The organism is Moheibacter stercoris, assembly GCF_040545805.1.
Taxonomy (GTDB): domain Bacteria; phylum Bacteroidota; class Bacteroidia; order Flavobacteriales; family Weeksellaceae; genus Moheibacter; species Moheibacter stercoris.
This window is the reverse complement of the sequence record NZ_JBEPMO010000005.1, coordinates 78,243-93,220: the sequence shown is the minus strand read 5'-3', so window position 1 is coordinate 93,220 and position 14,978 is coordinate 78,243. Positions and strand designations below refer to the sequence as shown.

Genomic DNA, 14,978 nt, shown 5'->3' with positions numbered 1-14,978 from the left:
AATTATTAAATACAGTTTTATTGTCTTGCGTAAACGCCATTTGGAATCAAGCCGCTGATAGGATATTGGCTTTGTAATTCTCCCGTGATGGTATAAACAAACAATTCACCATTGCTTTGGTAATCTTTTGCGTCGCATACATATAACCAACCGTTGACCACATTGAAACCATAGAGGATTTCAACACCATCATTTTCTACATTTCGTATAGGTGTGCTTGGATGTTCAAAATGGTTCGTAGATGTTTTATAGATGTTTTTACCAATTGTATAATAGAGCGATTGATTTTCAATTTGCAAATGATTGGGACGCATACCTTCCGTGAAATTTATTTGATCCAGGATTTCACTATTTTCTAAATTGATTTTATACAAAGCTCCATTGCTCGAATAGTCAATGCCGCTCCAATCTTGGTATCCACTACATAAAACAAACAAATGATTGCCGTGAATTTCCAATCCATTTGGGTAATCTGCCACCGTGATAGAACCCGAAATAGTATGGTTGTTTAGGTTGATTTTTGTAAGGGTATTTCCGTAACTATAATCTCCTCTTTGTGCTACGTACAAAGTATTTTCATAAGCAATAAGTCTTTCAGGACCTTGAGGAACGGATATTTTTTCGGTTACTTCAAATGAATCCAAATCAACCACAGCAATAAAGTCATCGGTTGGGTTGCTTCCATCTCCCCAATTGGAAACATAAGCATTGCCATTATAAAAACTGATGTATCGTGGATTGTGAAAATCTCCTCCAATAGTTGTTATGGATTCAAGAGTCGTAGGATTGACAACTTCCACTGTGTTTGAATTGTTGACTACGATATACCCAAAGTCCTTGTGAAAATTCATACTTTGTGCTACATCGCCCAAACTACGACCATTTACTGCGTGGAAAATATCATTCTCAATTTCGCCATTGGAATGAATAAAAGCCAAAGAGGCATTGTTGTAGGTATATCCGCCTTCACTGAGTACAAATACTCCATTGGCATAATTTCCTTCAGTAATTGGGGTTTGAGTTGAATCGTCACTATTACAGGAAAAAATCACTAGTAGAAATAAAAAAACGATAGAAAGATTGCTTGTTTTCATTGTTTATAATGTAAGATTGATAAAAAAGTGAATGTTACGTCCTGGAGCTGGTCGAGCTTGGACAGTTTCATATGCATAATCGGTAAGGTTCAATAGTTCTGTGCCGATTGTAAATTGTTTTTTGGTTCCAAAACGATAATCTAGTCCAATATTGGAAAGAAAATAATGAGGAAGTTGGTGTTCCGATTCGTTTCGAGTAGTGGTAAATACTTTTCCATTGAACAAAAACTGATAATACAAAGAAAGATTTTTCCAAGCGTAAGTAAGGGTTGCAGTTGCTTTGTGATAAGGAACATAAACAAGTTGTTTATCCAAATTTTGATCATTTGAAACGGTATAACCATAGGTTGAATTCAAAGAGAAATGGTGATCTTGAATTGATTTTTTTGCTTGTAAATTGGCCTCCAACCCGTAAATATGAACATTGGCTATGTTTTCTGGTTTCCAAAATATCCCTCCTAAAACGCCTGAATTGGGAATCCATCTGATGAGATTTTCAACCCAATTGTGGTAGAAGGTAAATGTGAAGAAAACAGGCTTGGTTTTGATTTCATTGGTTAGTTCAACTTGATAGGAAGTTTCGGGAATTAAATTGGGGTTTCCTGCTCCTGGCCAATACAAATCATTGTAAGTAGGAATTCTAAAATTTTTCGATCCATTGAAACGAATGGCATAAAAATCAGTCAATTTTAATCTTCCACCCAATGAATAAAGGATTGGATTTCCATAGGATTCACTTAATTCCTGTCGAATGCCTAGTTCATAATAGAATTTTGAATTTACCCAATGTTGAGCCGAAATGGACATGGAGCCAATGTGTCTTCTTTGATCTTGCATAGACGTACCGCTAAATCCATCATTGCGTATGTATTCTAAAAATGCAATGAGGCGAAGGTTTTGCCTAGCCTGATAACTCAATTTAAAATTAGACGTGAATGTTTGGACTTTTCCTGGCTCATAGTTGTCGCTATTTAAAGATTCAAAGTATTTGTAGGATTCAGTCAAATACGCAATCTTAAAGTCGGTTGAGAATTTTTTCTGTTTGGAATCCCAATGAACAAGACTTCTCGTATTGAAATCTTCGTATTTCTTTTTGGTTTCAAATGGATTTATTACAGATAAATGACGATTGGCTTGAAAAAGATTCCCCAAGAATCGAAGCCTGTTTTTTGAATCCAATTTGTGCCCCACACCCAAACTTAGATTTTGATTGTAAAATTGTCCATTGCTATTTTTTCGAGAAGTTTGATTGGAAAATGTATAATCATTGTCAGAAGCATAACGACTTAAACCTAAGTTCAAACTTGTGTTTTCCGACGAATATTTCGTATTGATGGTCGTCGAATACGTATTGAAACTTCCATATTTCGCATTGATTTCAGCATTAAAACCTTGGTTGTACGCCAAATCATTGATCAATTCGATGCTTCCGCCAACAGCATTATTGGTTTCTGCTACATTTCCTGCTCCACCTTTAATTTTTATCTGATCAAAACCCCTAACATTCACCGTATTGAAATCGGTTTGACCCGTTGTTTGAGAATTGATATTTATGCCATTCCACAAAACAATGGTTTGTGAGGCCGTAGTTCCTCTAAAAGAAGGTGAGGAAACCATTCCTACTCCATTTTCTTTGAAATAGATAGAAGTATTTAGATTCAAAACATTGGTTAAGGAAGGTTGATTTCGTTTCAGAATCGAGTCCGATAAAACTATTTCAGATTGCGTTTGAGATTGTTCAATAGGGTTCTTGCCCAACAAAATAGCCTCTTGCAGGTAAATAGTATCGTCCTGAGCGCATACGTATTGCATCCCCAATACGTAAAAGCAAATAATAAGTGCTTTGTACATATACTTATCTTGCTTTTCCACCGAAAGCAAAAAATAAAAATTAACTTATTTTGGCAGGTTTCCTGGCTTGTTCAGCTTTTTTCCTTCCCATACGATAATTGTACAGTGGATTGTAGTAAAGCTCTTTTGATGAACGTACAGTTGCGGGGACAGCTTCGGCTTTTACCGAATTCCCTTTTAACCCAAATTTTGAAATTTTGGGCACCAAAACTTTGGCAAAAGTATGCAATTGTAATTTGAAACTAAGAGGAAAATGTTGAAATTAACTTTAAGTTAGCATTCTAACTTGTTTTAAATCCTTTGTAGATGCAGTATTTATGTTCGTTTAAGTCAAAAATACCTTATATTTGCGACTCATTCGTTCTTTTCAATATCTTCTTTAAACGATAAGGTTTTACATTACTGTAAATTAAAAGGGAATTGTGTGCAAATCACAAACTGTCCCGCAACTGTAAGTACCCTATGTTTTGCATAAAATACCACTGTTCGTCTAGGCGTATGGGAAGGTGTGCAAAATGGTACAAGTCAGGAGACCTGCCTCATCTTATAACGACAATGCTTTCGTGGATTGAAGCTAAAAGTCAACAGGTCAATTAAGGTATTATTGGCCTATTCTTTTGTGTACTATTACGATTGCTAAAGGTGTTGAAGAACATTTAGTAGTAAAAATAAAATTAGTATAGTATGCAAAAAACAATTCATCTACGCTTTGGAATTCTTTGTCTTATGATTGTCATCGTTGCTTTTAGTCGATTGATTCCTCATATGCCCAACTTTTCACCACTTGGGGCCATTGGTCTTTTTGGTGCAGCCTATTTCACACATAAATGGCAAGCCTATTTAATTCCCATACTAACTACTTGGGTAAGTGATTTGTTTCTCAACAACATGGTGTACGCAAGTTATTATCCGGAATTTACCTGGTTTTACGAAGGATTTTATTGGCAGTATGGAAGTTATTTACTGATTGTTTTGATGGGAATCTTTCTATTCAAAAAAGTCAACATTCAACGTGTCGTTTCGGGAGCATTCTTGGCAAGTATAATTTTCTTTTTGGTGTCCAATTTTGGGGTTTGGATGTCAGGAACCATGTATCCAAAAACATCCGAAGGCTTGGTCGCTTGTTATCTAGCAGCAATTCCATTTTTCAAAGGAACATTAATTGGAAATTTATTGTTTTCAGCTGTTTTATTTGGAACGTTTGCGTTTGCACAAAAACAAATTCCAGCATTGTCTAAAAAAGAATTGGCTTAAATAGATGGAGAATTTAGAACAAGCCATTCAACATAAAATTGATTTCAAAACCAAACCCTTGGGTTCATTGGGAATCTTGGAATCCCTTGCTAAACAAATTTGTTTGGTCCAAAAAACATTGAAGCCCAAAATTCAGAAACCCACTCACTTGGTTTTCGCTGCCGATCACGGAATCACAGAATCGGGTGTAAGTAGTTATCCATCATCGGTAACGGCTGAGATGGTGAAAAATTTTCTGAGAGGAGGAGCTGCGATCAACGTTTTTTGTCGACAACATCAAATCGATTTAAAAATCATTGATGCGGGAGTGAATTTTGATTTCGAAGAGAACGAAGATTTAATCAATTCTAAAATTCGAAAAGGAACCCATAATTTTCTTCATACGCCTGCGATGACGCAGGAAGAATTGGAGAAATGTTTTGAATTGGCCGGAAAGCAAGTGGACATTGTATTTCAAAACGGTTCCAATTGCATAGGTTTTGGGGAAATGGGAATTGGAAATACATCGTCTGCCTCTATGCTGATGAATGTTTTGACGAATTTCCCTTTGGAAGAATGCATTGGAAAAGGAACGGGATTATCTCAAGAAGGATTGGCAAATAAAGTCCGCATTTTGCAACAAGCCAAAAACAATCATCCACATCCCAAAAATCCTATGGAAGCTTTGCAAACCTTTGGCGGATTTGAAATTGCGCAAATTTGTGGAGCGATGTTGCGAAGTTATCAGCACAATATGTTGATTTTGGTCGATGGATTTATTGCAACCGCAGCATTTTTATGTGCAAAATCAATTGAGCCCAACATCCAAAACAATGCGATTTTTTGTCATCAAAGCGATGAACAAGGTCATCAAAGAATGTTGGATTTTTTAGGTGCGAAACCTTTGCTTCATTTAGATATGAGACTGGGAGAGGGAACGGGTTGTGCCTTGGCTTTTCCGTTGATTAAAAGCGCCATCAAATTTTTCAATGAGATGTCCGATTTTGAGTCGGCGGGTGTAAGCAATAAAGATTAAAGCGATGCGAAACGAAATTCAAATTTTCTTCACCGCTTTGATGTTTTATACACGAATTCCTTGTCCGAAATGGGTTGATCATTCGCAAGAATACCTAAACAAAGCAACACGCTATTTTCCACTAATTGGATGGATTGTGGCCTTGGGTGTAGTGACTGTTTTGTATACAACACAATTCATTTTACCAACCACGATTGCGGTTTTGTTGGGCATGGTAACTTCTATTTTTATAACAGGAGCATTTCACGAAGATGGTTTCGCTGATATGTGCGATGGTTTTGGTGGCGGATGGACCAAACAAAAGATTCTCGACATCATGAAAGACAGCCAATCGGGAGCTTATGGTGTGATTGGGACTGTTTTTCTGATTCTCATTAAATTTTTCATTTTAGTGGAACTTGTAGAATTGAACATTTGGAATGCGATCATTACAATATTTCTAGCAAGTGTTTTGAGTCGATTTACAGCAGTGTATATTATGTTTACGGATGAATATGTACGAGAAGACGAATTGAGCAAATCCAAACCCATTGCCAAAAAACTAAGCATCCAAAACTTTTTAATGGCTTCTATTTGGGTGATACCTGCCTTTCTCTTGACAGGATCTTTTTACTTTTTGCTTTTGCTCGTTCCTGTCTTTTTGGTCACCACTTATTTGAAATCTTATTTCAAAAGATGGATTGGAGGCTATACGGGCGATTGTTTAGGGGCGGCACAACAAATCAATGAAGTCGTTATTTTGATCGTTAGTTATATGCTATGGAAATTTATTTGATCCGACATACAACGCCAGCCGTTGCTAAAGGAATTTGCTATGGCCAGACCGATTTGGAGGTGGATATGAATATTTTTTCGTCAGAATTAGAATTCATTCGTGAAAAATTACCCGAAACCTTTGATGCAGTCTATTCGAGTCCTTTGCAACGATGTACCAAACTTGCTAAGGAATTTTCTTCTCAAATAGAAATCGATCCTCGATTGATGGAAATGAATTTCGGTGAGTGGGAACTTCAAAACTGGAAGGACATTCCACAAGATGAACTCAACAATTGGATGGATGATTTTGTTCAAGTTTCGCCACCCAATGGTGAGAATTTTATTGAATTGCAAAAAAGAACGGTTGAATTTCTTCAAGATCTATTATCTATAGGGCCGACGACATCTGCCATTTTCACCCACGCAGGAAATATACGGAGTATTCTAAGTCACATTTTGGAAATTCCATTGAACAATGCTTTTAAGATACAAGTTAGTTATGGTTGTGTGGTGAAATTGAGGTACTCCAAAGAAATGAATTTTGAATTGGTTTCGATAAAGTGATAATTTTTTTTATCATCAATTAAATAAATCCTCTTTAAGTTTATCCAAAAACTCAGATGCGGTTGGGATTGTTTGAAGATTATTTTTGACTTTTTCGACAAGTTCATTAAAACTTGCTTCACCATTTAAAACTTTTAAGGAATATTCAAAAGGATAGAGTGAAATAACACCACCGTCATTGTTGAATTGCAAGGTCATAAATCTCAAAGGATATTCAGGCGATTTATCTTTGTATAAAACGAAACCAAAGTTTTCAACCATGTAAAAGGAAAAAGCCATTGTCAAGGTTAATCCTATTTGTTTATCTTCTTGCTCAAAAAGTTTACAATAACGATAAAAACCCATGCCCTCTTGCACAGCGGCATCTATATTTTTAGGATGATTAATAGGTTCTACAATGGGTTCCTCGGTTTGGGTGTCAATAAAATAACTTTTGAGCATTTTCAAAGAGCCATCTACTAGTTCATTGCTTTTGTCAAGCTTCTCTTCTAGGTATCTTTTGGCATGATAGTCTTCGGTGTAGACTTCTTTTAAAGGTACTCGATTTTTGTTTTCATCCTGATTATGAGACTTGCCTGAAAATAGTTTTTTAAAAAAATTCATTTAGTAGTTTTTAGTAATTTTTGAATTGGATTATAATAATACGAAATTATAACGTATAAAATATTTTATTCTCACTAAATTCAAGCAAAACAAAATGTTAGAATAAAATGTTAATATCTTTCTGTAGTATTTAATGGTATATCTTCCTATTTTTGAATTACTCTATTTCAAACGTTTACAACTACCTCTAATGCAAAAAATCAAGGTGAAAGAATTGGTTGAATTCCACAGGAAATTAACCGAAAAAAGCAAAAAGAATTTTGCGCTAAAATTAAAAACTAGAATTCCTAAAGAAAAGAAAAAAACGGAAGAAGATAGTGGCGGTGGTGATTATTGGACAACAAGCACAAGTTGCATTTACCAAGTTTTTAAACAAGACAACAAAAATTTGTTAGATTATAAAATTAATGATTTAACAAATCGGCTTTTAGCTACTGATCAAAAAAAAACCAAATCAATGTATCAAAAAAACATTGATATTTTAATCGCATTCAAAGATTTCAATCATAAAGATGTTTTACCGAATAGTAATGTAAATACTGAAAAAATTCCACGAGGTAAAAAAATACTTACTATAAGAGGTTTTCCGATTGAAGTTACTCCTCAATATGTTTACAGTTTTCAACATAAAGATAAATTGTATGCTGGGGCAGTTTGGCTTTTACCCCAAAAAAATGGTTATAAAAAATCTGAATTATCAATGTTTTGTGAAATGCTATATAGAAGTTTGAAAGAAAACTTCTCAGACAATTTTCAAATTTCAACGGATAATTGTGTTGTAATAGACACTTATAATGTTCAAACATTATCGTATTCAGAGTTTTTAAGTGATAATTACTCACAACTTATTGAATCTACTTTGGAAGAAATTGAGAAATTGATTCAATAATAATATTATTTTAAATATAAAATATAATGAAACAAATTCTACTAAATAATAAAAGTTCTGTAGCTTATGATGATTCAAATCAAGATGACATAAAAGTTTTTATTGATGGTAAAGAGCATGATTTTAAAGAAAGTACAGAAAATAGAATTGATTATGCTGTTGCAACTAAAAGAAATAAGTATTCCAAAACTTTAAACCATCAATTTGAAAATCTTGTTTTGCTTACTGGTGCAGGATCCTCTATTGATTGGGGTGTAGATGGTAAAGTCGGTCAATCGATGGTTAGTTTATGGGATGGTGTTGAAGCTGAATTAGGATCCAATATTTTTAATAAAATTTTAGAGGTTATAAAATATGATGATTATTGGACTGATGGAGAAATTGTGAAAAATTTAGAAAAAGTCTTATCTATGGCTACTCCTGCTATACCATATATCGATGAAGAGGTTATAGATTTAGCAGATTGTGTTAACAAGATTAAGGTTTTTATCAAAGATGCATGTATGTTGAAATTGCCAGATAATGCTCCTCATTCTATTTTGTTAAATAAAATGACAAAAAGAAAAGTTACTCTTCCAAGATTTAAGCTTTTCACTTTAAATTATGATACTATGTTTGAACAAGCAGCAAGTAAGAATAATTTCACCGTTATAGATGGCTTTTCATTTGGAATTCCTAGGGTCTTTAGTGGTCGTAATTTTGATTTTGATATTGTGAGTAGAAATCAGAGTAGAGTTAAAGAAGAAGATAATTTTATAGAGAAGGTTTTCCATCTATACAAGTTACATGGTTCTGTAAATTGGGAGAAGAAAGACAATAAAATTTATCAACGAGAAGGAATTGAGTCGCCATTGATGATTTATCCGCATCAATCAAAATACGAAAGTTCATATGAACAACCATATTTTGAAATGATGTCTAGATTTCAAAATAGTTTAAGAACAGAAAATGTTTTCTTAATTACTGTTGGATTTAGCTTTGGAGATAAACATATCGTAACTTCTATTATTGAAGCATTAGAGCAAAATCCTAGTTTTCAATTAATGATAATTAATAGAAGTATTGATGAAAATAATGAAAACTTAAAACCTTTTATTCAAGCAGCAAAAACATATTCTAATATTTCAATAGTTGCAGAAAAATTCGAAGATTTCGCTAATTATTATCCTGATTTACAAACCTATAATCATGACACTAATAAACAAATAGTTATCAATCTACCAACAATATAATAATGAAGATTAATCCATTCTTGCATAGTCATTTTTTAGGCTATGTTAACCATGTATCACCCTCTTTTATAAAAATACATTTTCCTTCATCTATATTAATGAAATCATTTTTCCACAATTCTGAAATATTAAAAGGAGGCTTAGTTGGAAATTATGTTGTAATTGAAGGTGAGGACAAAGGTTTTCTATGCAAGCTTTTGGAAGTAACTTTACCTGAAAAAGAAAGATTAGAATTGAGTGAAAAAACATTCTCCACAAAAGAATTTCACCCTACTGGTAGATTAGAAGTTCTTTTATCATTCGATTTATTTAACCCCTTAAATATAGAAAAAGGAGTAAATTCCTTGCCATTGATTGGATCAAAGGTTTTTATTTGTTCGTCAGAATTTTTATCGACTCATTTTAAAAAATTTGGCGTAAAAACAGAAGATTTAGAAACTTCACCTACCATCAAATTAGGAAATTTAATTTATGATAAGAACGTTCCTGTCCATTTATCTTTACAATCATTATTTGCTAGGCATTGCGCTGTTGTTGGTACTACAGGAGGTGGCAAAAGTTATACAATTAGTAAATTTGTGGAAGGTATTATTGATTCAAATTCTAAAGCTATTATAATTGATCCAACAGGTGAATATAGTGATTTTGATATTAGCCCTAAAGTAGAGAGTTCTAAATTTATTACCGATAGTTATTTCCCCTATCAAAATCTTACTATAAATGATTTATTTGTTTTGTTTAGACCATCAGGTCAAGTACAACAGCCAATGTTGCTAGATGCTATAAAATCATTAAAATTGGCAAAATGTTTATTAAATGATCCAACTTATAACCTAGTTTTTAATGAAGAAGAAAACTATTTATTTAGTATAAAAGGTAAAAATGTTCAAGTAACTAAAGGTTTGTTGGTGAAAAATGAAAATGAAATAAGCCCATTCAATAATGCAGTTTTTAAATATAAAGAAATTATTGAGGATTTTTCCCAAAATGATTTTGATATAACATTATTACATAAGCAGATAAGCAACGAATGCTATTTTTCTAATGAAGTTAAATGGAGCGGAAGAGATACAAGAAATTATGGTAATGCTACAAGTTTAATTATTAGGATCAACAATATCATTTCAAATGATAAATATGCTGGAATGTTTGGCTTTAATAAGCCTACATCACTAAATATCATTGAGAAAATTGATTCATTTATTGCTAATTCTGATAAAAATATATTACGAATTAGTTTTGAAGATGTTCCTTATGATTTTCAAGCAAGAGAAATTCTAGCAAATGCTTTAGGTAAATATTTATTATATAGATCAAGAACATTAGTTTTTAGAGAAAAGCCTTTAGTTCTATTTGTTGATGAAGCACATCAATTTTTAAATAAAAAAGTAAAAGATGAGTATTTTGAAAGTACAGAATTAAGCGCATTTGACAGTATTGCTAAAGAAAGCCGCAAATATGGATTATTTTTATGTTTGGCTACTCAGATGCCTAGAGATATTCCTATTGGAACATTAAGTCAAATGGGAACATTTGTAACACATCGACTTATTAATCATTATGATAAAGAAGCAATTTCAAGTGCTTGTTCTACTGCAAATAAAGAAACCTTATCTTTTTTACCTTCATTAGGTTCAGGTGAAGCTATCATAATGGGCGTTGACTTTCCAATGCCTTTGTCTATAAGAATTGATCTACCTTCAATTGAACCCATATTTAAAACTCCTAAATTTTAATACTTTTTGGTACAACTATAAAAATTAATTAAAGTAAATAGAAAAATCTGTTAATTTATTTAATCAAAATCAAAAAAATCTTTTAGTGATATGCCAATTAAATTGCAGAATTTTGAAATAGTATAAATATTTACACCTCTTTTATTGTTTATACTTTCCCAACGATTTAGGAGTTGTCTATCGATTTCGTGTTTTTTAGCAAATTCAGATTGAGTGAGTCCAGTATTTTTCCTAAAAAAGGTAATTCTCTCTGCAATTTTATTTTTAAGCAATATGTCTTCATCACTGAGTTGTGCCATACCGCAATTTTGCAATATTTAAAAATAATTTTGTAATCCATTTGGATAACAATTTTTTATTACTATATTTGAAAAAAATATAAATTTGCAATACTTCCAATAGGATAAAAATATTAGAAGCAATTGCTTAGAATCTCGCACTAGAAAACTGGTAATTTTAAAGGAACGAGATGATAAGTACATTTGCTCACGACCCGGGGCGTGAGCTCACTTATTGTTCCTTGGTATACCAGTACCTCTAGTGCAATTTGTAGAGTTTCACGCCTTTCTTTTTAAAGGTGTTTAGGGCGTTGGTTGGTGCAGTTTGTTTTTTTTAGGCTCTTCATTAAATTTCAAGCTTTGTTTTCATTTCCTACTGGTATAGGCATAGTCTATCATTCAAAATTATACACATGAAAACACTCCCTACTCTTCCCAAAGCTTATAAAGCGCAGCATGTTTTTGATCTTTTACAAAAAGGAAATCCGCTGGCTTTGCAATTTATACACATGCAATACCAGAAAAGATTATTTTGGATAGGCAGACGTATCCTAAAGGATGATTTTGTTTTGGAGACTTTGGTACAAGATGTATTTCTAAAACTATGGGAAAATCGAGAAAAAATTGAAGAACCTGAACATATCTTTTTCTTTTTACGTTTTGTACTCAAAAGAGATTGTATAACGTATTATACAAAACCCAAAAATGTGTTTTTCAGAAATTTAAATTCCCTTGAAAACTATGAAAATTATCAAGATTATTTATACGGTTTTGATCCAATGGTTGAGAAAGAACTTTTAAGAGAACAAGAAACCGAGCAGATAAACTATGAGGAAGTCCAAAAAGTGATTCCGTTTTTAAGTTCTAGGAAACAGCAACTCATCCAACTATGTTTGAAATATGGTTTTCGATACAAAGAGATAGCTACCGTCATGGGAACAAGTATAACTCAGTCTAGCAAAGACGTTAGAAAAGCCATTGCAGAAATTCAAGCCATTTTACTCCTACCTGGTTCGGAAGAGGTCTCAAATGATATTTCTTTTGATATAGCATCAAGGCGTAGTATAAGTCAACAACAAAAAACCATTTTAGAATTACGGCTACATAAAAACTTAAGTTTTGAAGAAATTGCTGCTCATCTCAATCTTTCTACACGCGTAGTTTCAAAAGAGTTTATGGTCGCCTATCATAGTCAATCTTCATCTATAAAATCCTCATCCCATGCCTAAAGACACCCATCATTTAACACGAAAAATACGTTTGCTAATTGACCTACCCGATGGTGAAGAAAAACTAGAACTAATCAAAAAGTTGAATAAATTTCAAAATCGGTGTTTCAGAGCAGCAAATTTCATTGTAACTCATCTTTATATACAGGAAATGATCAAAGATTTCTTTTACTTAAGTGAGGGGATTAAATATAAATTGGCAGATGAAAAGAAAGATGAAATGGGAATATTTCAACGATCTCACCAAAATACTACATACCGGTTGGTTTGTGATAAATTTAAAGGAGAAGTTCCAACAGATGTATTGGATAGTTTAAATAATATGCTACGATCTGGCTTTTCTAAAACGAAAAAAGATTATTGGGAAGGAAATTGTTCTTTGAAAAATTTTAGGCGTGATATACCCATTCCTTTTCCACCCGATGCGATGAGTAGAATAAATTTTCAAAAGGAAAAAGGAGCTTTTTGTTTTCGCCTCTTTTCCATTCCATTTAAGACCTATTTAGGTAAAGATTTTATCGATAAAAAAATATTATTGGAACAGTTAGAAAAAGGTGAAGTAAAACTTTGCACCTCCCAAATTCAACTAAAATCAGGAAAAATTTATTGGTTGGCGGTTTTTGAATTTAAAAAAGAACCTAAAGAATTAAGAGCCGATGTAATTGCTGAAGCCTCTCTTTCTTTGGAAAATCCAATAGTTGTGAAAATAAACAAGGAAAGATTTTTTATTGGTACTAAAGAAGAATTTTTATATAGAAGATTGGCCATCCAAGCGAGCCGTAATCGGATTATGAAAGGATTGGGATCGGTTAATGGTGGAAGAGGTCGGAATAAAAAATTAAAAGCTCTCGATAAGCTGAATGATGCAGAAAAAAATTTTGTTCAAAATCGTTTGCATGAGTATAGCAAAATGCTAATTGATTTTTGTCTAGATAAAAATGCGGGAACACTCATTCTATTGAACCAAGAAGAAAAATCTGAAATGGCAAAAAATGAAGAATTTGTTTTACGCAATTGGAGTTATTATGATTTGATAACCAAAATAAAATATAAAGCTGAAAAAGTAGGAATTGAATTGATAGTGGATTAAAAATACTAGCGGGTGCTTGTACACCCATAAGGTGAGGTCAAGAACACTCATCAAACGCAAATGCATATACAACGGGCGTGAGCTAAGGTTTTAATATTAGGATTATTTTTGAAAACAAATCATAATTATGATTTAATTACCAAAATAAAATATAAAGTCGCAAAAGCTGGGATTGAATTAATAGTGGATTAAAAATACTTGCGGGTGTTTGTACACCCATAAGGTGAGGTCAAGAACACTCACTAAATGCTAATGCATATACAATGGCGTGAGCTATCTTTTTAATATTAAAATTAATTATATGTGTACAAGCTTTAGAGGATAGCTAATGAGTAAGTTTTATATTTTCATTTTTTATACTTTAAAAGAATGTACTGATCTGATTTGCTTCGCTTAATTCAAAATTTGACTTGCGTAGCAATGAGGTTATCTTATAAAAAATAAATTAAAATTAGTGGAGTCTAAAACTATAATTTACTTATTATTCTCAAGTGCATCGAAAACATCATATTCATGAACCAAAATAATTTGGTGTCCAGACTTTCTCAAATCCAATGCTTTTTCAACTTTTCTGCCATAGCAGGAATAAGCCCAACAAGCGTTATTGTTGTCTCCAATTATCAAATAATCAGTCTTTCTAGAAATTGTATTTACTGCGATACCGCCTTTTTCTTGAATTGCTTTTTGCAACCCACTTCTAGAACCTCTACTTAGAATTCCGGTTATACAAAAAGTTTTATCTTCAAAAGTAATTTCAGGGTCAACAGCGCATATTCCTGAAATGTTAACATCAACTATTTCTTTTTCAATATTTTGTTTAATGTCTTCATCTTTTATATCTACAAATTGATTAAGGAATGCTTTTAAAATCAATCTTTCTTCCTCTTCAATTTTCTTATCTGATACAATTGATAAAACTAAGCTTCTAATTTCATCATAGGGATAATATGAGTTTAGATGCTCATTTTGTGATAGCCAATTATGTAAATCGAAAATTTCTTGGTCATTTAGCTGGCCATCTGCTAAAATCCCGTGAAAAATACCTTGCAGAGTTTGAAGGTCTGTGGTTGTAGCATTATAATACATACTGTCCTGCTCATATTTTTGACATAACCAATATAAATCATCTACAGTTTCATTTAACGGAATTTCTTGGGAAATAGCATTTTCTATTAATAACATAAATTCCCTAAAAGGATTTCTATTTACTAACTCATGATGTTCTTTCGCCCACAGCTTTAGTTCATTTATCTCTTCCTCATTTACAATGTTATCTGCACTCATGCCAAGAAGAATGCCTTTCAAAGAGTTAATGGCTTTATCTGCTCTCGATTTTGTTGTTAAGACTTTTAAATTTATGTCTTCAAAATTGCTCATAGTTTTTGAT

14 protein-coding genes and 2 riboswitches are annotated in these 14,978 nt (G+C 32.6%); of the genes, 9 read left to right on the top strand and 5 right to left on the bottom strand.

Features of this window, described 5'->3' with window-relative positions; translation table 11 throughout:
* Positions 1 to 17 precede the first annotated feature (17 nt).
* Both ABID46_RS06020 and ABID46_RS06015 read right to left on the bottom strand, forming a co-directional pair.
* On the bottom strand, positions 18 to 1,094 hold the full coding sequence (locus ABID46_RS06020; protein WP_354508088.1) for a YncE family protein: 1,077 nt from the start codon (positions 1,092 to 1,094) through the stop codon (positions 18 to 20).
* Positions 1,095 to 1,097: 3 nt separating this feature from the next.
* Complete coding sequence (locus ABID46_RS06015; protein ID WP_354508086.1) at positions 1,098 to 2,945, bottom strand: TonB-dependent receptor plug domain-containing protein; 1,848 nt, start codon at positions 2,943 to 2,945, stop codon at positions 1,098 to 1,100.
* A gap of 35 nt (positions 2,946 to 2,980) precedes the next feature.
* Positions 2,981 to 3,169, bottom strand: a riboswitch (cobalamin riboswitch).
* 148 nt (positions 3,170 to 3,317) lie between these two features.
* Positions 3,318 to 3,501, top strand: a riboswitch (cobalamin riboswitch).
* A 128-nt stretch (positions 3,502 to 3,629) separates the two neighbouring features.
* Between ABID46_RS06015 and ABID46_RS06010 the strand changes: the two genes are divergently transcribed.
* The 4 genes from ABID46_RS06010 to cobC are packed head-to-tail and all read left to right on the top strand — an operon-like array spanning position 3,630 to position 6,534.
* Complete coding sequence (locus tag ABID46_RS06010) at positions 3,630 to 4,199, top strand: DUF6580 family putative transport protein (RefSeq protein WP_354508085.1); 570 nt, start codon at positions 3,630 to 3,632, stop codon at positions 4,197 to 4,199.
* A 4-nt stretch (positions 4,200 to 4,203) separates the two neighbouring features.
* Complete coding sequence (gene cobT, locus ABID46_RS06005) at positions 4,204 to 5,214, top strand: nicotinate-nucleotide--dimethylbenzimidazole phosphoribosyltransferase (protein WP_354508083.1); 1,011 nt, start codon at positions 4,204 to 4,206, stop codon at positions 5,212 to 5,214.
* Positions 5,215 to 5,218: 4 nt separating this feature from the next.
* Entirely contained in the window at positions 5,219 to 5,989 is a 771-nt protein-coding gene (locus ABID46_RS06000; protein WP_354508081.1) for an adenosylcobinamide-GDP ribazoletransferase, read from the top strand.
* On the top strand, positions 5,974 to 6,534 hold the full coding sequence (gene cobC, locus ABID46_RS05995) for an alpha-ribazole phosphatase (RefSeq protein WP_354508079.1): 561 nt from the start codon (positions 5,974 to 5,976) through the stop codon (positions 6,532 to 6,534). The genes ABID46_RS06000 and cobC overlap by 16 nt, the downstream gene beginning before the upstream one ends.
* A 15-nt stretch (positions 6,535 to 6,549) precedes the next feature.
* Here cobC and ABID46_RS05990 read toward each other — a convergent pair whose 3' ends face one another.
* Complete coding sequence (locus tag ABID46_RS05990; RefSeq protein ID WP_354508077.1) at positions 6,550 to 7,137, bottom strand: hypothetical protein; 588 nt, start codon at positions 7,135 to 7,137, stop codon at positions 6,550 to 6,552.
* Positions 7,138 to 7,327: 190 nt separating this feature from the next.
* Between ABID46_RS05990 and ABID46_RS05985 the strand changes: the two genes are divergently transcribed.
* The 3 genes from ABID46_RS05985 to ABID46_RS05975 are packed head-to-tail and all read left to right on the top strand — an operon-like array spanning position 7,328 to position 10,994.
* Positions 7,328 to 8,026: a hypothetical protein gene (locus tag ABID46_RS05985; protein WP_354508075.1), complete on the top strand. Its 699-nt coding sequence runs from the start codon at positions 7,328 to 7,330 to the stop codon at positions 8,024 to 8,026.
* 26 nt (positions 8,027 to 8,052) lie between these two features.
* Complete coding sequence (locus ABID46_RS05980; RefSeq protein ID WP_354508073.1) at positions 8,053 to 9,258, top strand: SIR2 family protein; 1,206 nt, start codon at positions 8,053 to 8,055, stop codon at positions 9,256 to 9,258.
* A 2-nt stretch (positions 9,259 to 9,260) separates the two neighbouring features.
* Positions 9,261 to 10,994: an ATP-binding protein gene (locus ABID46_RS05975; RefSeq protein ID WP_354508071.1), complete on the top strand. Its 1,734-nt coding sequence runs from the start codon at positions 9,261 to 9,263 to the stop codon at positions 10,992 to 10,994.
* A gap of 59 nt (positions 10,995 to 11,053) precedes the next feature.
* Here ABID46_RS05975 and ABID46_RS05970 read toward each other — a convergent pair whose 3' ends face one another.
* Positions 11,054 to 11,293 (bottom strand): helix-turn-helix transcriptional regulator, encoded by a 240-nt coding sequence (locus tag ABID46_RS05970; RefSeq protein ID WP_354508069.1) that lies wholly within the window; start codon positions 11,291 to 11,293, stop codon positions 11,054 to 11,056.
* 392 nt (positions 11,294 to 11,685) lie between these two features.
* On the opposite strand from ABID46_RS05970, the gene ABID46_RS05965 reads away from it, so the two are divergent.
* Together ABID46_RS05965 and ABID46_RS05960 are read left to right on the top strand one after the other, a co-directional pair.
* Positions 11,686 to 12,501 carry an RNA polymerase sigma factor gene (locus ABID46_RS05965; RefSeq protein ID WP_354508067.1) on the top strand — a complete coding sequence of 272 codons (816 nt, stop codon included), beginning with the start codon at positions 11,686 to 11,688 and terminating at the stop codon, positions 12,499 to 12,501.
* Positions 12,494 to 13,591 carry a hypothetical protein gene (locus ABID46_RS05960; protein ID WP_354508065.1) on the top strand — a complete coding sequence of 366 codons (1,098 nt, stop codon included), beginning with the start codon at positions 12,494 to 12,496 and terminating at the stop codon, positions 13,589 to 13,591. Before ABID46_RS05965 ends, ABID46_RS05960 begins: the two co-directional genes overlap by 8 nt.
* 474 nt (positions 13,592 to 14,065) lie before the next feature.
* On the opposite strand, the gene ABID46_RS05955 is transcribed toward ABID46_RS05960, so the two are convergent.
* The gene (locus tag ABID46_RS05955; RefSeq protein ID WP_354508063.1) at positions 14,066 to 14,968 is read right to left on the bottom strand and encodes a BRCT domain-containing protein; all 903 of its coding nucleotides are present in this window, start codon (positions 14,966 to 14,968) and stop codon (positions 14,066 to 14,068) included.
* Positions 14,969 to 14,978: the final 10 nt, after the last annotated feature.